Origin of the sequence: Syntrophorhabdus sp. (assembly GCA_012719415.1) — a bacterium.
In the GTDB taxonomy this organism is placed as follows: Bacteria; Desulfobacterota; Syntrophorhabdia; order Syntrophorhabdales; family Syntrophorhabdaceae; genus Delta-02.
On the sequence record JAAYAK010000204.1, the window covers coordinates 57,645 to 83,109 of the forward strand.

At 56.5% G+C, this 25,465-nt stretch carries 20 protein-coding genes and 1 pseudogene; all 21 read left to right on the forward strand.

What is annotated here, in order from left to right:
- Positions 1 to 14: 14 nt before the first annotated feature.
- The 21 genes and pseudogenes from GXX82_11750 to GXX82_11850 all read left to right on the forward strand — a co-directional run bounded on the left by GXX82_11750 (position 15) and on the right by GXX82_11850 (position 25,453).
- Positions 15 to 967, forward strand: a pseudogene (locus tag GXX82_11750) (glycosyltransferase family 2 protein).
- A gap of 54 nt (positions 968 to 1,021) precedes the next feature.
- Positions 1,022 to 2,005 carry a methyltransferase domain-containing protein gene (locus tag GXX82_11755; GenBank protein NLT23711.1) on the forward strand — a complete coding sequence of 328 codons (984 nt, stop codon included), beginning with the start codon at positions 1,022 to 1,024 and terminating at the stop codon, positions 2,003 to 2,005.
- 2 nt (positions 2,006 to 2,007) lie between these two features.
- Complete coding sequence (locus GXX82_11760; GenBank protein NLT23712.1) at positions 2,008 to 3,468, forward strand: B12-binding domain-containing radical SAM protein; 1,461 nt, start codon at positions 2,008 to 2,010, stop codon at positions 3,466 to 3,468.
- A gap of 45 nt (positions 3,469 to 3,513) precedes the next feature.
- Positions 3,514 to 4,509 carry a methyltransferase domain-containing protein gene (locus GXX82_11765; protein ID NLT23713.1) on the forward strand — a complete coding sequence of 332 codons (996 nt, stop codon included), beginning with the start codon at positions 3,514 to 3,516 and terminating at the stop codon, positions 4,507 to 4,509.
- Between the two features lie 106 nt (positions 4,510 to 4,615).
- On the forward strand, positions 4,616 to 5,299 hold the full coding sequence (locus GXX82_11770; protein ID NLT23714.1) for a glycosyltransferase family 2 protein: 684 nt from the start codon (positions 4,616 to 4,618) through the stop codon (positions 5,297 to 5,299).
- A gap of 129 nt (positions 5,300 to 5,428) precedes the next feature.
- Positions 5,429 to 7,357 (forward strand): hypothetical protein, encoded by a 1,929-nt coding sequence (locus GXX82_11775; protein ID NLT23715.1) that lies wholly within the window; start codon positions 5,429 to 5,431, stop codon positions 7,355 to 7,357.
- Entirely contained in the window at positions 7,354 to 8,298 is a 945-nt protein-coding gene (locus tag GXX82_11780) for a GDP-L-fucose synthase (GenBank protein NLT23716.1), read from the forward strand. The genes GXX82_11775 and GXX82_11780 overlap by 4 nt, the downstream gene beginning before the upstream one ends.
- 19 nt (positions 8,299 to 8,317) lie before the next feature.
- The gene (locus GXX82_11785) at positions 8,318 to 8,920 is read left to right on the forward strand and encodes a hypothetical protein (protein NLT23717.1); all 603 of its coding nucleotides are present in this window, start codon (positions 8,318 to 8,320) and stop codon (positions 8,918 to 8,920) included.
- A complete protein-coding gene (locus GXX82_11790) occupies positions 8,917 to 9,900 on the forward strand; it encodes a GDP-mannose 4,6-dehydratase (GenBank protein NLT23718.1) in 984 nt (327 codons plus the stop codon). The genes GXX82_11785 and GXX82_11790 overlap by 4 nt, the downstream gene beginning before the upstream one ends.
- Before the next feature lie 39 nt (positions 9,901 to 9,939).
- Positions 9,940 to 10,941 carry a flippase-like domain-containing protein gene (locus tag GXX82_11795; protein NLT23719.1) on the forward strand — a complete coding sequence of 334 codons (1,002 nt, stop codon included), beginning with the start codon at positions 9,940 to 9,942 and terminating at the stop codon, positions 10,939 to 10,941.
- A 2-nt stretch (positions 10,942 to 10,943) separates the two neighbouring features.
- The gene (locus GXX82_11800; GenBank protein ID NLT23720.1) at positions 10,944 to 12,053 is read left to right on the forward strand and encodes a glycosyltransferase family 4 protein; all 1,110 of its coding nucleotides are present in this window, start codon (positions 10,944 to 10,946) and stop codon (positions 12,051 to 12,053) included.
- A 1-nt stretch (position 12,054) separates the two neighbouring features.
- Positions 12,055 to 12,903, forward strand: coding sequence for a glycosyltransferase (locus tag GXX82_11805; protein ID NLT23721.1), 849 nt, complete (start codon positions 12,055 to 12,057; stop codon positions 12,901 to 12,903).
- 74 nt (positions 12,904 to 12,977) lie between these two features.
- A complete protein-coding gene (locus GXX82_11810) occupies positions 12,978 to 13,706 on the forward strand; it encodes an NTP transferase domain-containing protein (protein NLT23722.1) in 729 nt (242 codons plus the stop codon).
- Entirely contained in the window at positions 13,703 to 14,644 is a 942-nt protein-coding gene (locus GXX82_11815) for an NAD-dependent epimerase/dehydratase family protein (protein ID NLT23723.1), read from the forward strand. The genes GXX82_11810 and GXX82_11815 overlap by 4 nt, the downstream gene beginning before the upstream one ends.
- Positions 14,645 to 15,874 (forward strand): polysaccharide biosynthesis protein, encoded by a 1,230-nt coding sequence (locus GXX82_11820; GenBank protein NLT23724.1) that lies wholly within the window; start codon positions 14,645 to 14,647, stop codon positions 15,872 to 15,874.
- Complete coding sequence (locus GXX82_11825; protein ID NLT23725.1) at positions 15,861 to 16,760, forward strand: glycosyltransferase family 2 protein; 900 nt, start codon at positions 15,861 to 15,863, stop codon at positions 16,758 to 16,760. The genes GXX82_11820 and GXX82_11825 overlap by 14 nt, the downstream gene beginning before the upstream one ends.
- A gap of 210 nt (positions 16,761 to 16,970) precedes the next feature.
- The gene (locus tag GXX82_11830; GenBank protein ID NLT23726.1) at positions 16,971 to 17,630 is read left to right on the forward strand and encodes a YdcF family protein; all 660 of its coding nucleotides are present in this window, start codon (positions 16,971 to 16,973) and stop codon (positions 17,628 to 17,630) included.
- A gap of 56 nt (positions 17,631 to 17,686) precedes the next feature.
- Entirely contained in the window at positions 17,687 to 20,611 is a 2,925-nt protein-coding gene (locus GXX82_11835) for a hypothetical protein (GenBank protein NLT23727.1), read from the forward strand.
- The gene (locus GXX82_11840; GenBank protein ID NLT23728.1) at positions 20,611 to 21,546 is read left to right on the forward strand and encodes an NAD-dependent epimerase/dehydratase family protein; all 936 of its coding nucleotides are present in this window, start codon (positions 20,611 to 20,613) and stop codon (positions 21,544 to 21,546) included. Before GXX82_11835 ends, GXX82_11840 begins: the two co-directional genes overlap by 1 nt.
- Positions 21,543 to 23,015 (forward strand): hypothetical protein, encoded by a 1,473-nt coding sequence (locus GXX82_11845; GenBank protein ID NLT23729.1) that lies wholly within the window; start codon positions 21,543 to 21,545, stop codon positions 23,013 to 23,015. Before GXX82_11840 ends, GXX82_11845 begins: the two co-directional genes overlap by 4 nt.
- Positions 23,016 to 23,017: 2 nt before the next feature.
- The gene (locus GXX82_11850) at positions 23,018 to 25,453 is read left to right on the forward strand and encodes a hypothetical protein (GenBank protein ID NLT23730.1); all 2,436 of its coding nucleotides are present in this window, start codon (positions 23,018 to 23,020) and stop codon (positions 25,451 to 25,453) included.
- Positions 25,454 to 25,465 lie beyond the last annotated feature (12 nt).

The window sequence follows — 25,465 nt, forward strand, 5'->3', positions numbered from 1 at the left end:
GCCCCGAGGGATACATGAAAAAGATCGATTACTCCGTCATATTGCCCGTTTATAATGAAGAGGGTACCCTGCATGTCCTTTACGAACGCCTGACGAAGGTCATGGAGGGCATCTCTCCGAACTACGAGATCGTGTTCGTCGACGATAACAGCAAGGACAGGTCCTTCGATATCATGAGCGGGTTTCACGCAAAGGACCCCAGGGTAAAGATCGTGAGGTTTTCGAGGAACTTCGGCCACCAGGCGGCCATCACCGCGGGCCTCGATCATGCGAGTGGCGACGCCGTGGTCATGATGGATGCCGACCTTCAGGACCCGCCCGAAGTGATAGCGCGACTGGTGGAGAGATACAAGGAAGGTTACGATGTCGTCTACGCCCGGAGAGAGAAACGAAAAGGGGAATCGGTGCATTCAAGCTTTGGACCGCGTCGGTGTTCTACCGGACCATCAATGCCCTCACCGATGTGGACATACCGCTGGACACCGGCGACTTCAGGCTCATCAGCAGGAAGGTGGTGGACAGCCTCAAGTCGATCAACGAAAAGAACCGGTTCCTGCGGGGCCTGATCACCTGGATCGGGTACCGCCAGATAGGGGTGGACTACGTAAGGGACCCGAGGTACGCGGGTGAAACAAAATTCACCGTGAAAAAGATGATGCGCTTCGCCATCGACGGTATAAGCAGTTTTTCCCACGTACCCCTGAAGATAGCCACGCTCATGGGTTTTGTCGTTTCCTTCATCAGTTTCCTGCTTATTATCGGCGTATTCTGGTTCAGGCTGACCCACGAACCGACTCCGGGATGGGCATCCATCATGGTGGCCATAACGTTCATCGGCGGGATACAGCTCATCGCCATCGGGATCATTGGCGAGTACCTCGGCAGGATATACGACGAGGTGAAGAACAGACCGCTGTATCTTCTTGACAGAACGATCGGCATCGACGACCGGGAAGGGGCCCGGTAAGTACGGCTGCGCGTTATGGCGAGATCATCTTTTCTGAGCGTATGGGAAAGGTACATGGGCATACTCTGTTGTCCCGAGTGTGCCGGCCAGGACGCCGATCTCCATTATCACAGCGCCGGGGAAGAGGAATATCTACAATGCGTCCGTTGCTATAGAAGATTCCCCATCATTCAGGGCATACCGGTCCTGTTGCCCGATAACCAGAGGCACGCTGCAATGAAGGTGATAGGGGACAACGGGCCGACGGCCATGAGGCCGTCGAACGGGGAGGAAAAGGGCAGTGAGGAGCTGGAGGATTGGAAATATCTTTCCTATCAGTATTACAGCCGCCACAAGGAGTTCCTGAAGAGCGTGAACGACTTCGATCCGGAAGGCACGGTGCTTGATATAGGCTGTGCCGGTGGAAGCCTTGCGAAGCATTTCAAGGACTACATCGGGCTCGACATTTCATGGAAACTGATCTCCTTTGCCCGCAGCTACATGGAGAGGCCTTTTGTTCTGGCCGACGCGGGCAGCATACCCTTCAAGACGAAGAGCCTGTCCCATTTTATCTCCCGAAACATGCTGGAACATACCATGGAGGACCGGAAGATCGTGCGCGAGGTGGCTCGTGTGTGCAAAAAGAGCGGGGTCTTCGAACTGCCCTGCAGTGACGGGATCTCCATCCTGTTCGACCCGATAAACGTGATCCGTGCCAGGTTGGGCAAGGAACCCAAATACATTTTCTCCTATGGCTTCGGACATATCAACATGCAGACAAAGAAGGAGTGGGAAGAGCGCCTGCGGAAGAACAATTTCATCATCACGGGCGAAAGCAGCCTGGGAAGAGGGATCATATACAAGCTCAACACCCTGTTGGAGTTCATCCTTTTCTCATTCGGAGACAACGATGACATCCCGGCAAGACAGATCAAAAAGAAATACTTCAAGTACATCCATCCCCTGTATGACGCGCTATACAAGCTGGACCCCAGGACAAGCAAATCCTGGTCAAAGGTGTTCAAGGTGGAACCTGCAGGGGAAGAAAGGAATCACTGACGATGAGAGTATTGCTCATTAATCCTCCGAATACGATGGACGACGTGCTTGGAAAGGCGTCTGTATTTGTGAGTGAACTGGATCCGCTCGGTCTCTTGTACATAGCAGCGGTCCTCGAGCGGGAGGGTCATGAGGTCGTCGTTCTGGACGCTTTCATCGACCGGTTGAACCTGAAAAGCATCCTCGATGAGGTTGGGAGAGTGAAGCCGGACGTTGTCGGGATCAGCTGCCTCACATCAAACGGGGCGGCGGTGTTCGAAATCGGCAGGGCCATAAAGGCGAATTTCACCGGCCTCAAGGTGGTCCTCGGCAATATCCATGCGAGCATATTCTACGAGACATACCTGAATCACATGTGCGCCGATGCCGTGGTGCACGGAGAAGGCGAGTACGCCTTCATGAACATATGCCGCCGGTATGATGAAGGAAAGGACCTCTCGGGAATACCCGGTGTTTCCTGGTACAGCGGGACCGGGATCGTCAACAACGACCCCCCGGAGCTTATCTATGACCTCGACGGTCTGCCCATGCCTGCGCGTCACCTTGTGCCGAAGGAAAAGTACTCCGTCGGAAAACTGAACAACTTTATCTATGTGAACAAGGGAAAGAGGGCCATCAGGCAGATGTTCACATCGAGGGGGTGCGTCTATTCCTGCGCGTTTTGCGTGGTCCACAAGAACAGGAAGTACAGGACCATGAGCCCGTCCAGGGTGGTTGATGAAATGGAGCACCTTGTCAAAGAGTATGACGTGGGATACGTCTTCATCATGGATTCTCTTTTCATTGCCGACAAGAAGAGGGTGCAGAGGATATGCGAAGAGATGATCAACAGGAGGGTCGACCTGAAATGGGGCTGCGAAGGCCACGTGAACATCATAGACGAGAACATGCTGGGATGGATGGAAAGGGCCGGGTGCTACGAGATCCATTTCGGAATTGAATCGGGGGTACAGCGTTTGCTCGATAACGTAAATAAAGGCACGACCCTCGAGAATATCGAAAAAAAGGTCAAGATGGTAAAGAAGAACTCCGGCATCAAGGTGTCGGGTCTTTTCATGCTTGGGCTGCCCGGCGAAACTCCGCAGGACTCGCGTACCACCATAGAGTTCGCGAGGCGCCTGCCCCTCGATTTCGCCCAGTTCAGCATTACCGTCCCCTATCCGGGGTCGCGGCTGTTCGAGGAATTGTCGCGGGATGGGAAACTGGATACAGGGCTTCGCCCCAACGGGGACGTTGACCTCGACGTCTGGATGAGATATTCCGCACACGCGGGTTTCAGCGAGAACAAACCGATCTATGTTCCCGAGGGGATGTCGGCCGACGATCTGAAAAGGATGGAGAAACTCGCCCTGAGAAGGTTCTTCTTGAGGCCCTCGAAGATCATCGACCAGATAAGAAGGATAGACCTCAAGAATATGGACGAGGTGCTAAGGGCAGCGAAGGCCGCTTTTCTGGAAAAGTGACCCGTGCCTCATGACCATTATGAATAATGCCTACAGGGAGATAGTATGAACAAAAGGATGCTTTCAATGATCAAGTGTCCCGAATGCGGTGGCCTGTCATTCTCGGTCGATGAATTCAAGAACGGAGGCGATGAGATCATCGACGGCCGATTGACCTGTAATTCATGCGATGCGTGGTACAGGATAGAGAATGGCATATTGGACCTGTTGCCTTTTTCTTTGAGAAGGCAGGAGCTTCATCACGACTTCGCCAGACGCTATGAACTGGAGGCAAAGAAGGCCGGGGCCGTAGAGGACGAACAGAAGGACGGCCAGATGAAGTTCTTTGCAAAGTTTTCCAGGACGTATGACAAAGAAGTGGCGGACAGCCCTTATTTCTCGACGTTTGACCGCGTTGTCTTCGGTGGATGGATAAAGAAAAATATCAGCCCCGGGCAATACATCCTCGATGTGGGGTGCGGGTCGGGCGTGCAGAGCGTCGTTATTGGAAAAGAAGGGATAAATGTTGTGGGCGTGGATATCTCCGAGGAAATGCTGTTGGTAGCGAAAAGAAAGGTCGACGAGTCCGGGATAGCGAACCACGTGGACCTGATCGTGGGTGATGCGGAGAATATCCCCCTGAGGGATAATATCTTCGACGCGTACTTTATGGTAGGGACCCTTCATCACGTAAAGGCACCGCAGATGGTAGTGAAAAGTGCCACGGACAAGATAAAGAACGGAGGGGCGGTCTTCACATCGGACAACCACAAGAGTCACGTTCGCTTCCTCTTTGACATCCTGATGAGGATGTGGAAGCTGTATGACGAGGAGGCAAGGGACGAACCGCTCTTCGTCGCGAGGCAATTCTATGATTGGTATGGAAGCGCGGGCGTGAAGAGCAGCGTCAGAATATCGACGTATCTGCCGCCGCACCTGTATTTCTTTCTGAGCAAGGGAGCGGGCGAGAGCCTTCTGAAGATAACCAACGCCGTGTTCGGAGCGATCCCCTATATCAAGAACTTCGGGGGTATCATAGTCCTGGAGGGGAAGAAGGCATAAGCCTTCAGCACGGCACATGATTCAGTTAGCATATGACCTCAAATAGTGCTAGAGTAATACAACAAAACTATAAAGGTAGCCCATAATGACATTTGCTCTTCTTGTTATGACGTTGAATGAGATCGAAGGAATGAAGGCGATAATGCCTAAGATCAAGCGTGAATGGCTTGATGAGATATTCGTGGTGGATGGAGGATCCACGGACGGAACCGTGGAATGGGCACGGGAGAATGGATACAACGTGTACATTCAGAAGCAAAAAGGCTTCAGGCATGCCTATGTCGAAGTTATGCCTCAGGTCAAGAGCGACGTGCTGATCACGTTCAGTCCCGACGGGAATTCAATACCCGAGTTGATCCCCGACCTGATCGAAAAGATAAAAGAAGGTTACGACATGGTCATCGTGTCGCGCTATCTGGGCCAGGCGAAGAGCGATGATGACGACTTCCTGACCAGCTTCGGCAACTGGTTCTTTACGCGGACCGCGAACCTCCTTCATGGAGGAAAATATACCGACGCCATGGTGATCTACAGGGCCTACAGAAAGAGCCTCATCAAGGAGCTCGAGCTCGACCAGGACCGCTGGTATTCGACACCGGAAAAACTGTTTTCGTGCAAGGTAAGCTGGGAGCCGCTCCTGTCCGTCCGCGCGACGCGAAGGAAGCTGAAGGTCTCCGAGATCCCGGGCGATGAGCCACCGAGGATCGGCGGCGAGAGAAAACTCAGGGTCTGGGCCTGGGGGGCGACATTCCTTTACCAGTTTGTCAGGGATTTCCTGATCTGGCGTTGACCGGGCGGGGCCCTTCAAGTCTCTGCACTATCATCCAATGACCATTCGCAGCACTCGACGGTAATGACAAGAACCTATCCTCTACGAAACCTTTTTGCCCGATATCAAAACTGGATGATATCCCTCGTCGTGGCTGTGGTATTCTCCATGCGTTGGCGTAGCTGCCTGCCTTTTTCGGGCCGGATGCCCTCGCTGGCACAGAACACGGACCAGCTGGATGTCTGGACACGTTACGTGATCTGGGCGAGGGAGGCTTTCAGTTGGCCTGTGAGCGTCATACACGGATTGAACTTTCCATTCCAGGATGCCACCATCACGAGGGGTCCGCTGCCGTTCTTCGCATTTATTTTCAAAGGACTGGGGAAGATCAGCGAAACTCTCAGGGAGTTCTACTATTTTCCTCTTGTCGAGATGGTGTTCGTTTTCTGCGCCGCCCTGTTCGCCTGCATGATACTCGACTCCTTCCGGACGCGGAACGTTTTCCTGAAGCTGGCCGCGGCGGTCCTGACAGGGCTGTCCTTTCCGCTGCTCCACCGAAGCTCCGTCTACTACGGGGTCACGTACTTCGTTTCATACGTGCCGTTCTACCTGGGTTTCGCCTATTTCTACAGGAGGCTCCACGACAGGATGGACCGTCGCTCGCTCTGGATGCTCCTTGCATTCATGGCTATCATGACCTCTATGTTCGAGCACTACCTGTTGTTCGGCATTTACGTCCTGTTCCTTGTCTGCGCGGTTTGCTGTTTTCTGAATCACCTTTACAACGGCAACGGTCGGAACCTTCAAAGGTTGAGATACACCGCAGTGGCGCTATTCTCAAGTGTGGCGGTAACGCTGGGGGTCGCCTGGGTACTTGGGAATCAGGGCGACATAGACATCAGCATGGCCCGGTCCGCGTCCCTGCTCCGGGACAGGTTCGGCTCGGAATGGGGATACGGCGGGGGGTTTGGCGGAGGGTTCCATGTGGCGGACGTCCTCGCGCTCGTCATACCTCCCCAATACGATGCGGGACTGCCTAATTACATGTGGTGCGGTCCCAGCGCCGTTCTGACGAGGATGGGCTTTCCCTTGACCACGAACACGCTCCAGCCTGGACAGTATGAGGGCTTCAGTTACCTGGGAACGGCGACGCTCGCACTCGTCCTTGCTGTCGTGGCGGCAGGGGCGATCGTGGTCTGGAAGCGCCGGCGCGAGTGGTGGCGCGGGATGGACTTTCGGCACCGGTCGTCACTGGTTTTGAGAAATGAGCTCTTTGGATATGGCGGGATGATGTGTCTTGGCTCTTTTGCCCTGTTTGTCTTGAGCTGGGGTTATATCATCCACATCGCGGGCGTGAGATTTGACGGAGTCGTGACGCCGAGCCTCGTGATCGCGGCGATCTGGCCGAAATTCATGTTTGTCAGGACCATGGGGAGGCTCGCGGTGCCTTTCACGCTCTTCGTGATCCTCGCGGCTGTGATCTTTTCCGGCCGGCTGGTCAACCCGATCGCTGCCGGGAGGAGTCTCATCGGCGGTGTGGTGCTGGGTCTGATCATGCTGGGCGTAACTGTCTTCCACGTTTACGAGGTTCATGGGTATCTGGAGCCGCCGAGGGCCACGGTGGTCGGGAACTATCTGGCCGGTGCGTTCGGCAAGCGCGATGCCGTCCTCATCGGGCAGGTGACCCTGAACAAAGAGGCCGTCATAGCGGTGCCCGCCATCAGGGGAAACGACCGGTGGCTGGCGCTGTGCTACTCGCTGGAGTATTACGCGAAAGCCCCTCTTAACGGGTATTACAGCGGGCTTGGCGTGCATGCCGAATACGTGAGACAGAACATGGTGGACACACAGGATGTGATGTCGGGGAGGATAGGCAGCATAGCGGGCCGTTATGGGGACATCGTGATCGCGGCCCCCCCGGCTGTCGCAGAGGAGGTCATGAGGCGTGCGGACATGCCGCTGCAGATCCACCGCCTGACCAATCAGGACATCGCGCTTCTGACCCTCTTGAAACCGCCGGTACGGAACGCAAGCGCAACGGCGGCCAGCCAGCCCGCATCGGAAAGGACGTGGCAATGAACAAAGGAGAAAGGATCTTTGTGGCGGGTCACAAGGGGATGGTGGGATCGGCCCTGCTTCGCGCGCTGGAGAATGCCGGATGCGGGAACATCGTCACCGCCGACAGGGAAGTGCTCGATCTTCGTGACCAGGAAGGGGTCATGGGGTTCTTCAAGCGGGAGAGGCCGGATCACGTGTTCCTTGCGGCCGCGAGGGTCGGAGGCATAAAGGCCAACAGCACGTACCCTGCGGAATTCGCATACGACAATATCATGATCCAGACAAATGTGATCCACAGCGCCCACCTGTGCGGGGTAAAGAAGCTCGTCTTCATGGGAAGCTCGTGCATCTATCCGAAGGACTGTCCTCAGCCCATCAGGGAGGAATACCTCATGTCGGGGCCCCTGGAACCGACGAACGAAGCCTACGCCATCGCGAAGATCGCTGGCATCAGGATGACCGCGTATTACGCGGCCCAGTTTGGGCTTCAAGGTATATGCCCCGTGCCCTGCAATCTTTACGGTCCCAATGACAGTTTCGATCCCGACAACTCCCACGTCCTCTCGGCCCTGGTCAAGAGGTTCACCGACGCCGTGGCGGAGAAGAAGGATGAGGTGGTTCTCTGGGGGACCGGGGTAGCGGTGCGGGAGTTCATGCATGTCGACGACATGGCCCGCGCCGTTCTCATGCTGGCGGACGGGTGGAGGTCTTCGGAGATCATTAACGTCGGAACGGGTGAGACCATATCGATACGGGAACTGGCGGAACTGATAGCGGATAGAACGGGGTACCGGGGAAGGATCGAATGGGACCCTTCAATGCCCGACGGAATGCTGAAGAAATGCCTCGATTCATCGAGGTTGAATGATCTGGGGTTCCGTCCCGAAATACCGATACACGCCGGGGTCGAAGACGTTATTCGGGAATACCGGAACAGAGGGGCCGCCGGCCCGCATGACTGAGGATCAGCGAGGTAAGGGGATGAGCAAGACAAAGGACCTGCAGTATTTCATGGGATTGAACTACGACGCGGTGATGCGTAGAAAGGGCGAGGAGTTTTGTTTGTTCATACCTGAGCTGTCGATTACCGCGTACGGGAAGGACATAGGTGACGCATATGCCAACCTGACCGCGGAGAAAGAAAGATATTTTAAAAATATCGTTGAGTTCGATCTCCAGGAGACAGTCAGCGAACCGGCTTCGGTCACGATACGGAAGAAACAGTACCACGAGCTGGTCCAGTTCATCCTGAAGATACTTGTCGTTTTTGTCCTCATCGTCATCCTCTTTACGGCCCTGTTCCTTCCGGTGCTGGCCTCTTTCGAGAAGGCCGTGAGTCGCACCGCGGCCTCGATACCCGAAAAGGTCATACCCAGGGTGGTTGAGAAGGTGGAGGGCCAGTTGACAAGGATGAGCGATGAGGACAGGGAAAAGACGCGGTTGCGGATCAGGGCCGTGGTGACGAGCCTGAAGCCCTTCGCCGACGAATTCAAGGCCCTTTTCGCGGATGGGCCGAAACCGGCCGTGAAATCGGGAACGGCCAAAAAGGGAGAGAGAGACCCATCGGGGGGCCAAAACCCGTGAAGAAGGCGCTGATAACAGGGATAACGGGCCAGGACGGGGCCCTTCTGTCGAGATTTCTCCTGGGCAAGGGTTACGTCGTCTACGGCGTTGTGACCGGTCATGACCGTTCGAATCTCGACAACCTCAGAGTGCTCGAAGTTCTCAACGGAGTGACCCTGATCGATGCCGATCTGATGAACCTCGAAGGCCTCAAGGATATGTTGTCCGGGATGCGGCCCGCCGAGCTATACCACCTCGCGGCCCAGAGCTCCGTTGCCTATTCCTTCGGCGCCCCTGTGGACACCGTCACGTTCAATGTGCTCAGTACCCACCATCTGCTGGAGGCCATAAGGGTGCTGGGCCTGCCGACACGTTTCTACCAGGCGTCATCGAGCGAGATGTACGGGAGGGTCAGGCAGTTGCCGGTGGTGGAAGATTCGGTGCTCCATCCCGTGAGCCCCTACGCCATATCCAAGGCGGCCGGCCACTGGCTGGCCATGAACTACCGCGAGGCATACGGGATGTTCTGCTGTTGCGGAATCCTTTTCAATCACGAGTCCTTTCTGCGGCCCGCGCACTATGTCACGAAGAAGATCGTTTCGGCTGCCGTACGGATCTCCAGGGGGTCGCGGGAGAAATTGACCCTCGGGAACGTGGAGATCAAAAGAGACTGGGGATACGCGCCGGAGTACGTGAAGTCCATGTGGCTGATGCTGCAGCAGGACATGCCGAACGAGTACGTTATAGCCACGAACGAGGCTCACAGCCTCAAGGAATTCGTGGAGCGGGCGTTCGCGTGTCTTGATCTCGATTGGGAGGAGTTTACGGAGATCGACGCAAGGCTCTTCAGGCCATCCGACATCGACATTATCTATGGCGACCCGGCGAAGGCGAAAACGGGGCTCGGATGGAAATATGACCTCACTTTCGGGGACCTGATCAACCGGCTCGTGGAGGATGAGTGTGCCCACGAGGGCCCCGGTCGTGACAATGAGAGGTAGGCAGGGAGTGTCGGGACTTTCCGGTTCCAGGAAGGATGCATGAGCAGGGGATTAAAGAAGCTGGCCGTCACCCTGGTGCGGGTGGGAGTCAGCGCGGCTCTTATATACCTGATCATTTCCAGGATAGGTTTCAGAGAGATATTGGGCAATGTGCGGATCCTCGATCCCTTCGCCTTCATTCTCGTGCTGGTCTTGTTTGCGGTGTCGATCCTGATCATGACCCTGAGATGGAGACTGTTCATTCCCGGTACGATAAGCGTCAGGGAGCTCTTCAACATCACCTATATCGGGACCTTTTTCAATACCTGCCTGCCCGGTTCTGTCGGGGGGGACATAGTCAAGGTTTATTACCTGAGCCGGATGCTGAAGGACAGCCAGGGAGGGAAGGGTGCGCCGGATAAAGGGGGGCTGGGCCAAAGAGTTGCCCCGGGTGGACGAGGACACAACGTGACCGCTTTCGGATCGGCTGTCCTCGACCGTTACGTGGGTCTTGTCACGCTCCTCGTCATCGGGATCCTGGCGACCCTGCTGGGTTCGAAGTATTTCTCCAGCCATCCCGTGCGCTGGCTCATACCTGTCCTGCTTGCCCTCGTGGCGCTGGTGTCGGGGGTGGTTCTCAAGTTGCGCGTATTCCGGTCGTTCTCGGTCGTATCCGAGATCTATGCATATATGGACGAGGTGGCCTTCAGAAAGAAGGAGATATTGACGGCCTTCCTGTACTCCCTGGCGACCCAGACGATCATGATCTGCAACGTCTATATTCTCGCCAGGGGACTTTCGATGCATGCCCCCTTCGTGTCCGTCCTCTGTTTCGTTCCCGTTGTCTCCATCATTTCCCTGATACCTGTGACCATATCGGGCATCGGACTCAGGGAGGGCGCCTTCGTCGTGCTCTTCGGCCTGATCGGGATCGTTCCCGACAAGGCAATGACGCTTTCCATCATCTGGTTCATCTCGATCGTGGCAGGGAGCTTGCCCGGTCTGATCATTTATTTGCTTCACCACAAAACGCTGCTCAAAGCGTTCCCGGAGCAGGCCTGACAATGAGAGTCGTTTTCGACCATTCGATCTTCGGTCTTCAGCCATATGGCGGCGTTTCGAGGTATTTTTTTGAGGTTACAAACCATCTGGCCAGGATGGGCAACAATGTGGAGATATTTTCTCCCCTGTACGTGAACGAGTACTTCCACGACAATTGCGCGGTCCGCCCCCGGGGATTCAGGATCGGGCTGAAGACGAGGAGATTGGGCAGAATAGTATCGGCCATCAACACAGGCGCCTCACTCCTCTTTGTCAAGACGAGACGGCACGTCGATATTTTCCATGAGACATATTTCACTACGTCCGATTGCTGCCCGGGTTCCGCCAAGAGAGTGTTGACCGTCTACGACATGATATACGAGCGATATCCGCGATACTTTTCGCCGCTTGACAGAACACCGCAGTTGAAGGAACACGCCGTGAAGCGCGCGGACCACGTCATCTGCATTTCCGAGAACACCCGCCGGGACCTTATCGAATTATTGGGTGTGCCGGAAGAGAAGACGTCGGTGGTCTATCTGGGATATTCACTGGACGCGAATAAGGCCCCGTCCGATCCGCCCCGAAAGGGTAAGCCATTCATCCTCTATGTCGGTTCCCGGTGGGGATACAAGAATTTTGACCGCATGGTGAAGGCCTACGGGAGTTCGAAGGTCCTGAAGGACAACCTCTCCCTCGTTTGTTTCGGTGGAGGTCCGTTCAACTCCGAGGAGTGGGCCATGTTCGGGTCCCTTCAGATCCCCCGGGATGATGTCATGCACGTTTCGGGCAATGACGATGTCCTGGCGGGTCTGTATTCTTCGGCTTCACTCTTTGTCTACCCTTCGCTGTACGAAGGGTTCGGCATCCCGCCCCTGGAAGCGATGTTTTTCGGCTGTCCCGTTGCCTGCGCGAACAGCAGTTCATTGCCCGAGGTCGTTGGCGAGGCCGCCGAACTCTTTGATCCGAACGATGAGGACTCGATGCGCTGCGCCATGGAAAGGGTTATTTCCGAGCAGGCCAGATCCCGTGAACTGGTCCGTTCGGGTAAGGAGCGGATCAAGCTGTTCTCGTGGGAGAAATGCGCCGCGGATACCCTGGAGGTGTATAGAACGGTGCTGGGGGTTAGGTAAGGTGGAATCGAACAGGCAGCCGTTGATCAGTGTCATCACCGCCTCGATGAACAGCGGGAGCACCATACAACATTGTATCGACAGCGTGAAGAAGCAGTCTTACCGCAATATCGACTTTATCATCATGGATGGGGCTTCGACGGACGATACCGTCGATATCATCAAGCGCAACGAGGGTTGTATAGCGTATTGGGAATCGCGGGAAGACAAAGGCATCTACCACGCCTGGAACAAGGCTCTGGAACATGCGAGGGGAGACTGGATCATCTTTCTGGGGACGGACGATTTCCTGTGGGGCGAAGATTCCCTTCAGGAGCTTGTGAGTCGTCTTCCACGAGAAGCGGGCGACTACAGGGTGCTCTACTGCCGGGTAATGATGGTGAACAAGAACGGAGACGTGCTGCAGGGACTGGGCGAACCCTGGAAAAGGACAAGAAAGAGATTTCTCCAGGTTATGTGCATACCGCATCCAGCTGCGGTATACCACAAGAGCATGTTCGAGGTCCACGGGAAGTTCGACGAATCGTTCCGAATTGCCGGGGACTATGAATTCCTCCTCCGTGAATTGACCCGAGGCGAGACGGTATATCTCGAGGGGATCACTCTCACCGGCATGCATCACGGAGGCATCAGCAGCAATCCGGCGAACTCCGTTGCCGCCTTGAGGGAGATACGGACAGCGCAGAAGAAGCATGGCTTCAGATCGCCCGGGTTCCTTTGGATAATGGCGTACATCAGGGTTCAGACAAGACTCATCCTTGGCAGGCTTGTGGGTCTGAGGAATGCATCGGTCGTTTTCGACCTCGGAAGGCGGCTCGTCGGAAAGAAACCGTTCTGGACCCGGATCTGAGAACGCTGTGAGTTTTTTCCGGTTAGCTGTGACCGCTGACGGGACAGAGGGCAGAAAGGAGTCTGTGGACAGGAATGAATGATATGATGGCGGTAATACTGGCGGGAGGAAGAGGGGTAAGGCTCAAACCCTTCACCATGGTAATACCCAAGCCTTTGCTGCCCGTAGGCGAACTGCCGATAGTGGAGGTTGTCATCAGGCAGCTTGCTGCGACAGGGATCAAGAGGGTCGCCATGATGCTGGGGTACATGGCGCAACTGTTCATCGCGACCTTTTCAGACGGGTCGCGCTGGGGTGTGAATATCGAGTACTACGTTGAAGAGGAACCGCAAGGCACGGCGGGTTCATTGAGGGTCATCAAGAATCCCGAACAGGACCTGCTTGTGATGAATGCCGACATCCTGACCACGGTCGATTACCGCAGGGTGGTGGAGTACCACCGGGCTCGGGATGCGTGGGGAACGATCGCGACCACCAGGCGCCGGGCACCCGTCGATTATGGGGTTATCGTGAAGACGGGAGAGGGCCTTCTCGGTGAGTATCGTGAAAAACCTGTCATGGAATACGATGTGAGCATGGGGATCAATGTGATCTCGTCGAGATCCATTTCTTTCGTTCCTCCCGATACGAAGTATGATATCCCCGATCTGATGACGGCATTGGTGTCCGCCCGCAAGCCTGTTGTGTGCTACGATACCGACTGCTACTGGCAGGATATAGGCCGCTTCGAAGACTACGAGCAGGCAAGCGCGGACTTCGCGAAGGACCCTCACGTGTTCCTGCCTGACCTTAAGCGCTCATGATGAAGACTGTGCTTGTGACGGGGGCGCTCGGATTCTGCGCGCGCCATCTTTTGGAAAAGCTCAGGCGCGACAGCGGATTGCGTTTGTGCGGCATCGATATCCCTCAAACCGCACCGGCGGGCCTGAAGATCGATGCGTATTCCGCGGTGGATGTGTGCGACCCGACGAGACTCTCGAATTACCTGGAAGCGGTGAAACCCGACGTGATCTTTCATCTGGCAGGGATCGTCGGGGGCGATCCCTTTGAAACGTACAGGGTCAATTTCATGGGCGGCTTGCATTTGCTGGAAGCTGTGAGACAACATGTTCCGCGATCGCGGATTCTCCTGGTGGGTTCGAGCGCGGAGTACGGTCCAGCGTTGCCTGACAGTTTGCCTTTGACCGAGGAGCATCCGTGTCGGCCGATCAACGCGTATGGCGCCAGCAAACATGCGATCGTCATGGCGGGATCGGACTACGCCCGGAATCATGGTCTGAATGTTGTCATGGCGAGGCCTTTCAATATAATAGGACCCGGGGTCCCTTCCACGCTGGTGGTCGGGGCATTTCTCGGGCGCATCAAAGCCGCGCTCGGGAAGGGGGAGAGATTGGTGATCAGGATGGGGAACCTCGACACCCGCAGAGATTTTGTCGATGTAGCCGACGCGGTGGACGCCTATACGCGAATGACCGCCGGGGATTTTACGGGCGAGATCTTCAACATATGCTCCGGGAAACCCTATTCGATCCGGAGCATCGTGGAGACCATGGCCTCTGTTGCCGGTCTGTCGATCGAGATCGTGCAGGACCCGGCCCTTGTCAGGCATCACGAGATCGAAGTCTCTTTCGGAAGCTATGAAAGGGCTGAAAGAGCCTTCGGATTTTCTCCGTCAACCGACATTGAGGCCAGCCTTTTGGAGATATGGAGATATGAAACGGACCCCCGATCGGTGAGCTAGATGAAGGACATGTCCATGCAAGAGTTGTCGGCACTCGTGACGCAGAGGAGCGCAAGCCTGTTCAGACACGATCTGGCGACTTTCGACGGGATTCTCCGGGACCGCCTGAAAGGGAGCCGCGTGCTCGTGGTCGGCGGCGCGGGAAGCATCGGAAGCGCAACGATAGAAACGCTGGTCGAATTCGGACCCGCCGCACTTCATGTCGTCGACCACAACGAGAACGAGCTTGCCGAGTTGGTCCGTTGCCTGCGGAATAGCTCAAAGGATCTTTCATCCACGGATCTAAGAACGTTCCCGCTCGATTTCGGTTCGTCGCTGATGTACAGGTTTCTTTCGCAGATGGCGCCATATGACCACGTCCTCAATTTCGCGGCCCTCAAACACGTGCGTTCGGAGAAGGATGTCTGTTCGTTGCTGCGAATGTTCGAGGTGAACCTCGTAAAGGCACTGCGTTTCCTGGAATGGTTATCGGAACGTCGGAGCACACACAGGTATTTCTGTGTATCCACGGATAAGGCGGCGAACCCGGTCAATCTGATGGGTGCCAGCAAGTACATCATGGAGCGCCTGATATTCTGCGATGGGGTCATCGGGAGCCCGTCCCGGATCACCACTTCAGCCCGCTTTGCGAACGTCGCTTTTTCGAAGGGGAGCCTGCTCGAGAGCTTTCTGATACGACTGAGCCGGCACGAGCCCATTGCGGTGCCCCGGCAGACGCGCAGGTATTTTATCTCCTCCGAGGAGTCGGGACACATCTGCGCGCTGGCTGCTTTTTGTGCCCCCGACGGCCACCTGCTTATCCCGGCGCTTGATGGAGACATAGATCTCATCGAACTCGAGGAGATCGCCCGTATCGTGCTCGGTGCCCACCGACTGAAGCCCCGGATGTATGAGGACGAACTGGTGTCCAAACAAAACGTGGAGTCCGACCTCCGCAGCGGGCACTATCCCGTATTGTTGACGCCCCTCGACACCAGCGGCGAAAAGGCGTATGAGGAGTTCGTGGGGGAGGGTGAAGATGCGATCGATATCGGGATGGACAAGCTGCGTGCCATCAACGCTGGCCGTACCGCTGCCGGCCCGGTAATATCTTTCGTGCGCCGTATCGAAGAATTGGTATCGCGCCCGGAGATGGTCACCTCCAAGACGGCGATCGCGGAAATGGTGCAGGACCTTATTCCCGGTTTCAGACACATCGAGACCGGCAAAAGTCTTGATGACAGGATGTAAGGCCCCGAGAGCAGTGAAGCCCGAGATCACAATAGGACTGACATTCTACAACAGCGTTGGGACCCTGAAGGATGCCCTGCGGTCGATCTTCGCCCAGACGTTTCAGGATTGGGAGCTCCTCATCATTGACGATCATTCCACGGACGGGTCATTTGATATCGCGCGATCCGTCAAGGACCATCGCGTGAAGGTGTACCGGGAGGAAGGCAGGCTTGGCTTCGTAAATGCCCTCAACAGGATCACGTCGCTGTCACGGGGGAAGTATTATGCCCGCATGGATGCCGATGACATGATGCACCCGGAGAGACTGGCCCGACAACTGGAGTACCTGAAGAAGAGGCCCGAAATGGATGTGGTGGACACGGCGATGTATTCCATGAATCAGAAAGGCAGGCCTGTGGGGATACGGGAGGTGGGCCCGGCCGACGTGAATCCCATGGTGACCCTTCGGGGCCGGTTCTTTCACCACGCGACCATCATGGGTCATACCGAATGGTTTCGAAGGAACCCCTACGACCCGTGTTTTATCCGGGCGGAAGACTGCGAGCTCTGGTGCAGGACCTTCAACACATCCCGGTTTGGAAGGATCAACGAGCCGCTCTATTTTGTGAGGGAAGGTCTCGTCAACGTGCGGAACTACCTTGAAAGCGCGCGAACAGTGCGCCGTATCATCAGAACCCATGGACCGAAACTGGTGAAAGGGCACAGGATCGCTAAGTTGATAATCGAATCTCACGTCAAGGGCTACGCATACCGGGTATTCAGTTCGATGAATTCCCATGATCTTCTGGTAAACATGCGGAACCGCAAATTGAGGCGCAGAGAGATCGAAGGTGCGAGAGCGATCATTGAGCACATCCTTTCGACGCATGTTCCGGGCTTCTGATGGCCCCCGCCTTCTTCCTTCCCGGTCGTCTGCAACCTCTGGACCCTGATCTGCCGTCAACAACGAAGATGAGAGCATGGTTTACAGGTGCGCAGGACACCGCCATCCGGGTCTTTTCTCGGACCATAAGCGCCCCCGGGACGGGTTCGATCCGTTCCTGCCGTGCAGCACCGCTGGCAGGCGATGTCTCGGACCGCCATGTATGAGAGCATGAGGGGCAAGCTGAAGAAACTGGTGGTTCTTCTGCTCGTCGCCGGGGGGTTGACGGCTCTGATGTCGGTTGTCGCCCTGAATGTTGTCAGTTGGCTCAAGGGCAATGATGAACCGGTGCCGGCGCGGGTCATCTTTATCCTTTCCGGTCCTCCGTCACGTTCGCTCTACGCGGCCGAACTCTATAACCGGGAATACGCGAAAGAGGTCTATATGGCACGTCCCGTCAGAGAGCACTGGTACAAGCTGATCGAGGAGATTGGTGTGTATTTTCCGGCCACCGAGCGGATGCAGAGAGATGTTCTGCTAAAGAAGGGGGTTCCGGCGGAGCGCATTCATCTCATCGGCGACAGCTGCAAGAACACGATCGACGAAGCAGAGGCGGCACAGGCGGCTCTGGGGGGAAATGACTGCAGCCTGCTCATCGTGACGTCACCATACCACGTCAGAAGGGCGCAGATGATATTCCGGGACAGGATGGGGACCTGCCGTTTCAGGATCGTCGGCACCCCCTACGAGACATTTCATGAGAAATGGTGGACGGACCAGGACAGCGCGAGGAACGTCATTCTCGAAGTGTCGAAGATCATCTTCTACAAACTGGGCGGAAGGTTCAGGAATCCGGGTAACCAGCCGGGGCCACCGGCGCCTGGCCGGTAGGGGAGCGTGGGCGATGATGCTCCTCCCATTTCCTGGTCCTCCAGACTATTTCATTCATGACGACAGACCATCAGAATAAGCGAAGCGGTAGATATTCGACGGAGTACGTTCTCTGGGTGGTTTTCTATTGTTACTCGACCACCGTGGCCTTCGTGTTCCAGAAGGTGGTGTTGCCCCTGTTCCCGGGCCTGCACGGGGGAAGCGGCCTACTGGGGGCTGATTCCATATTTTTTCATAATGCCGCCGTGAAGCTGGCAGAGTCCATCCGGGTGCACGGGTGGGGTCAATGGACCGCCACGCCCGGGCAAGGCCTCACCGGAAACGTTTCTGTTCTGGCTTTGTTTTACGTGTTCTTCGGTTACGATCCCACGGTGGTCATTCCGCTCAATACGGCGGTGCACGCAACCTCGGGTCTCTTTGTCTTTCTCATAGCACGGACGCTCTGGCCAGGGAGGGTCGGGATCTATTCGGGGATCATCGGGGCCTGTCTGTTCATAGGTTTTCCTTCGGCGCTCAACTGGTACGCCCAGGTCCACAAGGATGGTTTTGCCATACTTGGCATGTTGATGATGTTCTATTCCTGGCTCCAGTTGACGCGGGACTCCTCAAGACTCCGGAAGGGGCTGTGGATATTTTTCGGAAACCTCAGCGGTCTTTCCTTGATCATTTTCGTAAGGCCCTACAACCTCATGGTATTGATGGTGTCTGCCATCATCCTCAGTTTCGTGTCGTTCCTGTACTACATGGTGACGAAAAGGATGAGGAAATCCGTCTATTTGATGTTGGTCCTGGCGGCCTTCGTTGTGGCTGTGGGGACGGTCAACCTTTTCGTTCCGGAATACTGGGCCATCGAGAAGAAGGCCATGCTGCTCGCCCATGCCAGAGGTGAAGGGATCCATTGGGAATGGAAGAGGAGCCGGGTGGTCCCCGAGGTCATCGACAGGGTCATCGAGAAGTCAGCGGCGGTCCGCGTCATAAATATATATTACAGCAGGGCAGTGAAAGCGAAATCGCTCATCGACGAGGACGTGATGCCGGACAGCGTATGGACTTCGCTCGCTTACGTTCCGAGGGCGGCGCTCATGGCGGTCTTCGGACCTTTTCCGGACACGTGGTTCCGGAACTCCGGACCCGCCCGACTCGTTTCGGTGGGCGAGACTTTGATATGGTACCTTCTCGTCCCCGGAGTGCTGCTGACCTTCTGGTACAGGAGATCGCTGCCCATCTTTCTCCTGGCCCTGAATGCCCTCGTGTTCCTGGCGGTGCTGGGTTTCACGAATCCAAACATGGGGACGCTGTACCGCTTCCGCTATGTGCACCTTTCCGTACTCATGCTCATGGGAGTGATGGGATGGATGGAACTGCTGCGGCGGAGGTGGGGTGAACGCATAAAAGGATTCAATTCAAGACCGGACCCGGATGTTGCCGAGGCCGACACTGGTGGGCGAACTCATGATGCGATATCATCCCAGAGCAGATCGACCGTGGCTTCGGCCGGGTTCACGGTCATCGGGTTCACGCTTTTGTGCAACATCCTCTTTGTTGCCAGGGACATCATCCTCGCGCGGTGGTTCGGACTTGGAAATGACCTGGACGTGTTCTTCATTGCCATGATAGTGCCGATGTTCCTCGTGAATGTCCTGAGCATACCCGTCGGCACCGTTATGGTCCCGCAGCTCATAAGCGCATTCAGGGGCGGGTCCCGGGAAGAGGCGCAGGGGCTGATCACTTCATCCTCCACGGCCATACTCTGCTGCATGGCAGCCCTCTGTTTCCTGCTTCTTGTTACGAGCCGTTTCTACATTCCCATACTCGGCTGGGGTTTTACAGCTGAAAAGGTCAGCCAGGCGCAAAGGATGCTGGTGATCGTGCTGCCTCTGCTCTTCTTCAGCGGTTTCGTCATACTGGGAAACGCTGTCCTCAACGCCCGGCAGAGATTCGCGCTTCCTGCCATAGCGCAGGCGGTGGTGCCTCTGATCGCGATACTTGGCCTCTTCGCGGCCGCGAAGGAGATCGGTATATTCGCCATCGCGGCGGGAATGGTCATCGGCCAGGCGATGAATCTGGTCATTGTAGGCTACTACGTCGGGAAAGAGGGTTTGTCGGTAATTCCGGGCGTGCGCTTCGCGGACGTGAGAAAGCTCTTCCACGGAAGGTCGAGGCAACTGAAAGGGTTGACGTCGCAGTACGTTCCCCTGGTGTTCTCATCGCTTTTCGTCGCTCTGGCTATTCCCGTCAACAGCGCGATAGCATCCTCGCTTGCTGCGGGGAGTGTTGCCGCATTCAATCTCGGAACGAAGTTCATAGTCTTTTTTACGGGTCTCATAGGCACGGGGATCTCAACGGTCATACTTCCCTACTTCTCCGCCTATTTCGCCCGCAACCGCATAATGGACGTGCGGAGAGAGCTGTCCTTCTTTCTGCTTCTGGCGACCATCATTCCCATACCGCTGACGATCGTGCTCTTCCTGCTGACCTCCCGTGCGGTGGGATTCGTCTTCAGAGGCGAGGGGTTCTCGATCGAGGATACGGGGATGCTGACGCGGGTGATCGAGTACGGCATCATCCAGTTACCCTTCTTTTGTACGAACATGCTCTTTGCGAAGTTTGCCAACGCCAAGAGGAAGAACGCCCTGATCCTGGTCTCGTCTTCCCTGGGCCTGGCGCTTAACATCGCACTGAGTCTGCTGTTCATACGGAAGATGGGTGTGGGTGGAATCGCGCTCGCCTCATCGCTGTCGGTCATGTTCGCCACGGCCCTCTTTATCTTCGCCGGACACCGGTATAATGATGTGAGCTGGGTCGATGTCATGTTCATAACCGTGGCGTGGTTATTGTTCCTGACCATACTTCTCTGCTTCCATTTTCGAAACATCGCGGGGGTGATAATAGCATCGACTCCGCTTTTGTTCACCATCGGCTACCACATCCTGACCTTCTTCGATCTGAGAATATTCGGAAAGAGGGATGCGCCGGGTTGATGATGGAGGGAGCGGGACCGATCGCCTGCGTAACAGGCGCGTCCGGCATGGTGGGAGGGTCGATTGCCGCGAAGCTGCTTTCAAAAGGCTACAGGGTCAGGGTCATGTCCCGCGACAGGAGCTTTCTGATCCCGGGGGCGCAAAGCTTCGTGGGTGGCCTGGAGGATGATCATGCCCTTTCCCAATTCCTTGAGGGATCCCGTCATCTCTTTCATTGCGCGGCGGAACTGAGGGACGAATCCAGCATGTGGAAGGTCAATGTCGGGGGAACGGAGAAACTGCTGAAAATGACGCGCTCGTCGGGATTGCGGTACCTCTGTTATATAAGCAGTGTGGGCGTGACGGGCCGGGCGGCGGGACCCATTGTCGACGAAAGAACGAGATGCGATCCCCAGAGCATGTATGAAAGGTCCAAGCTGGCAGCCGAACAACTGGTAATGGAGGGTATTGACGGATGCAATGTCGTTGTTCTCAGGCCGACGAACGTGATCGACGGGCGTAATCCCGGGGCCTTGCTCCTGCCGATCCGGGGAACGTGGCGTGACAGGCTTGCCGTTTTTGTGAAGGGGGGCGAGAACGCCCACATCGTGCACGCCGATGACGTGGCGGACGCGGCCGTGCATTTCATTGACGGGGGCTTCAGAAAGGCGGAGTGTTATATCGTTTCCTGCGACGACGACCCGGGGAACACCTTCGCGGGCCTGTGGAGGCTGTACATGAAGCACAGTCGCCCCGATGTCTCCGGCCGCGGACCGAGGGTGCTCCATTTGCCCGTTGCCGTGCCATACGTGATGCGTTCCCTGAGACGGGGCCGGGTCAACAGGGGGGACATCCGTTATTGCTCCGATAAACTGCTTGCAACGGGTTTCAAGTTCTCCCTGGGCGTCGAAGGGGCTGTCGGGAGCATCGCTGCAAGCACCTTGAGGGGTACATGAACGTCCGACCGTCCCGCCTGATCGCGGGTGTCTTCTGCGGTATGGTCTGTGTGCTGTCCATCTTCACCCTGGCCAACTATCCGGGCCGGGCGGCGGTCTACGTTCTCTTCACCGTCTGCCTGAATGCTCTTTTCATTACGGGCCTTTCGGGAAGGAAGATTTTTTTCGACATCTTCATCGGGATCTTCTTCTGGCTGGGGTTCTGGCTGAAGCTTTCCCTGAGGGTCGCTTTCTTCGGAGGATTGTACCAGGAGCCTGTCGGCCGATTCGGTGGGACAGGCCCGGAATACGACCACGCCCTTTTCGTCGTTTCCTGTGGTGTGATCGGACTTCTGGCCGCGAGCCTAGTGAGAAGGAGGTTTCTTTTCTCCTACGACGGCGCCTCGAGGGACCGTCGGCACGAACGGACCCTTGAGGCATACGCCAGGCACAGGACGATCGTGCTGGTGGCATTCTGCGCCCTCTTCGCTGTCGTCGCCGCAACCAATGTCCTGTTCGGCATCTATCAGCGGGGCAGTGTCCCAGGTACACGGCTGCCGCTGGGTCTTAACGGCGTTTACACCTGGCTCCTGCTTTTCGGTTTGGCGTCTTTCTCGGCAGTGTTACTGGACTGTGAATTCCGGCTAAAGAGGAACCCCTATGTCGTGACGATCATAGCCATGCTGGAATGCTTCTTCTCGAACGTCTCCATGTTGAGCCGTGGGCTTGTCCTCAACGGAGGTTCCCTGTTGATCGGGATCCTGGAGAACGCGAGGCTGCGTCTTCTGAATCCCGGATCGAGGTACAAGCTGATCGTGTTCGGTGTCTTTGTGGCCCTCTTCGCTCTTTCAGTCGTTGCCGTCAATCATGTCCGCTCACGTGTGTTCTTCAACGTTGTCGACCCTCCGGCGGCCTCTTTGTCGGAGGCGATCGAGCCCATGGCCCGTTCGTTAAGAGGCGCGAAGGCACTGGTCATCGACAGATGGGTCGGGATCGAGGGGGCAATGGCGGTAACGAGCTACCCGGATCTCGGATGGGACCTCTGGCGAAGGGCGTGGATGGAATGCTATTCAGACAGGGGCACCAGCATGTATGACAGGGTGATCCTGAGATACGAACATTCAGAGGCCCACCTGTCGAAGCATCATTTCATAAACATGCCCGGTGTGCTCGCGTTCCTGTATTATCCGGGTTCCTTCCCGTTCCTCCTTGCGTCGATGTTCGTCCTGGGCCTCCTTGCAGCCGGGATCGAGTGGTACGTCTACAGGATGGGCGGGGCGAACCTTGTGCTCTGCTCCCTCATGGGCCAGGTGGTGGCTTACAGGTGCGCTCATTTCGGTTATGCACCCGGACGGAGCTACCTCCTCTTCGGGACCATCTTCCTCAACGTGGCCATCATCTATCTCATCGACCGGTATCTCGGGGTGGGAGCACGGCGGAGGTTGGCCGTCGATGAATTGTTTCCGAAGGGAACCCGCAAGCCGGATTGACAATGTACCTGCACCCATCGGCCATATTGCTCAACTCATTCTCGATGACCGCCTTGATGCTGGTGTGCGGGTTGGCCGGGGCTTCCGGACTCGCCGCGGACATCGCCGTGGTGCAGGGGGCCACCCTCGCGTTGTTCTTTGCCTTCTCAGCCAACGCGCGCAACGTTATCTTCGGGGACGCGTCGCATTCGGCCCCGCATCTTCTGCTCAGGGCGCGGCTCTTCCTGCTTTTTCCCCTCGCGGCGGCCTCCTTCGTTCTCAGCTGCGTGATCGGTTCGGCCGAGGCGGGCCTCGCCGTCGTCTTGATCGTCCGCCGGTCCCTGGAATGGATAGGAGAGGTGTATCTGAGCTCTTACGAGATGCAGGACGCCAGGAGGCCTGCGGCGGTCTCCATCATCTGGGAGTGCCTGACCTTTGTGGGGGCCATCCTGCTGATGTTCGCCGCGGGGATAGGACCAGACGGCGCCCTTGCGCTGTGGGCGCTGGCGCCGCTGGTCACGATCTTTGCGGGAAGACTGGCGAGATCGGATGAGCCTGTCCGCCTGATGGATGATCTCGCCAGACTGGCACCAAACCTTGGTTCCACGACGATCATCGGGATCACGGTCTACGTGTTCAGACTTTCAACGATCCTCGTGGCAGGACGTGTCGTTGCCGGCGATCTCTTCACCGCCTTCGCGCTGGGAGGCATCATTCCGACGATATACAACAATTCGATAGGTCCCAGCCTGGCGCTCAGGGAACAGCGTGGTGGCGGGACGCCGAAGTTATCAACGCGGCTTGCCTTGCTGGCGGCGGCACTCTTTGTTGTCGGGGCTGCCTTTACCGTCTTCTCTGTGGTATTCACCCGCGCGGGGGGCATGCTCGGGAAGGACGGTCCTTTCTGGACGGCGGTGGGTCTGTCCGTCTCCGGCGGCGCGATCATGATCCTCGCCTTGAACATTCGCATCCGGATGATCCAGGCGGGCAGGAGCCTTGATGTCTTCGGCGCCGATGCCATATCCAACGTCCTGCTCGTGGTCTGTGTTCCATATTTTTACTATGTTCTCGGCCCGTCCTCGATGGAGGCGCTCTATCTCTTCAGCGCCGTTCTGACGGTGTGTTTCTACTGGAGCGCGAAGAGGGGGACAGAGGCCGGCACGGCCTATGCAGGCGGAACCTCCTGGCTCCTGCTCTTCATGGCCGCTCTTGTGTTGTTTCCGCTTTTCTTTCAGCTCGGCAGCGGCATATTCAGGGACAGCAGCCTCACCTTCGACACGGGCCGGGTCCTCGAGAAGCTGCCGATACCCGTCTCCGTTCTGGCGCTTTCGGGAATACTGCTTCTGGGAAGGTTCAGTGACGCCCGGCGGTCCCTCACGTTCTTCTTCTTCGCTGCGCTCCTGCTTGTCATCGCGGCCCTCATGGTCCGGGAACAAGGGAGTCATCTTACCCGGCTCGTATTGATGGGTCAGTACGTTCTGCCGATGCTGGGACTGGTGCTCGGTGAGATGTTCGGGAAAGAATCGCGGGAGAGAGAATTCGAAAAGGCGTGCCTGGCGGTGGCGATCTTTATCGCGCCGGCACAGCTTCTCTGCTCCTGGGCCCAGGGACTGGTCACTCTGTCGCCTTACCTTTATGCGTTCAGCATCTATCAGCACCTGCAGTACGTTCCTCTCATCATGGTGATCGCCTATGGGGTCGCGCTGGGTTCCCTATGGAAGAGGGGAAGGAAGTGGCGGATCGCCATGGTTCTACTTCTCCCGTGGATGGTGATCTACTCCCTTGCATCGGTTTCGATGGTGACGGTCATGGGTCTGACGCTCTCTGTCATCGCGACGCTGTTTGTCTTCAAAAGCTCGCCGGTGCCGCGACGCATTGCCCTGGGAATGCTCGTTCTGTCCCTGGCGGCGGGTACATCTTACGGGTTGGTGGCGGGCATGCCGGTGTACGAAAAGATGATGTCGAGCAGGAAGACATCGGCGAAGACGCTGTCGGTCGGAATAGACCACTCTGAAAAGGGGAACCGCATTTCTGTCACGGCCACGCCGCCGCAGAACATTATCGACCGCATGGAGCAATGGAGGTACTATGGAAAAGGCGTGCTTTCGGGGGCAAAGAGATTCCTCTTCGGGCACGCAACTCCCCCGGACCGCCGCCTCCATCCGAGCGCACAAAACTATTACCTAGACCTGGTGTACAATTTCGGCTTCCTGCCCTTCACGCCCATACTCCTGCTCCTGATATACACGGCACGGCGTGTCTATCATCTCAGGCGTCCCATATCGCTCGATCCGTCCATACCGGCGCTGGCCGTCTCCGCCTTTGTATTGTTTGCGGTGGACAACATGCTCAAGGTGGGATTGCGTCAGCCATATCCAGGTATCTTCAGTTTCTTTGTTCTCGGGTTCCTGCTTGCCCGCCTGGACCGGTCTGGTTTCCCGGGGAGGCTGGCTGTTTGAAGGTCTTGAACG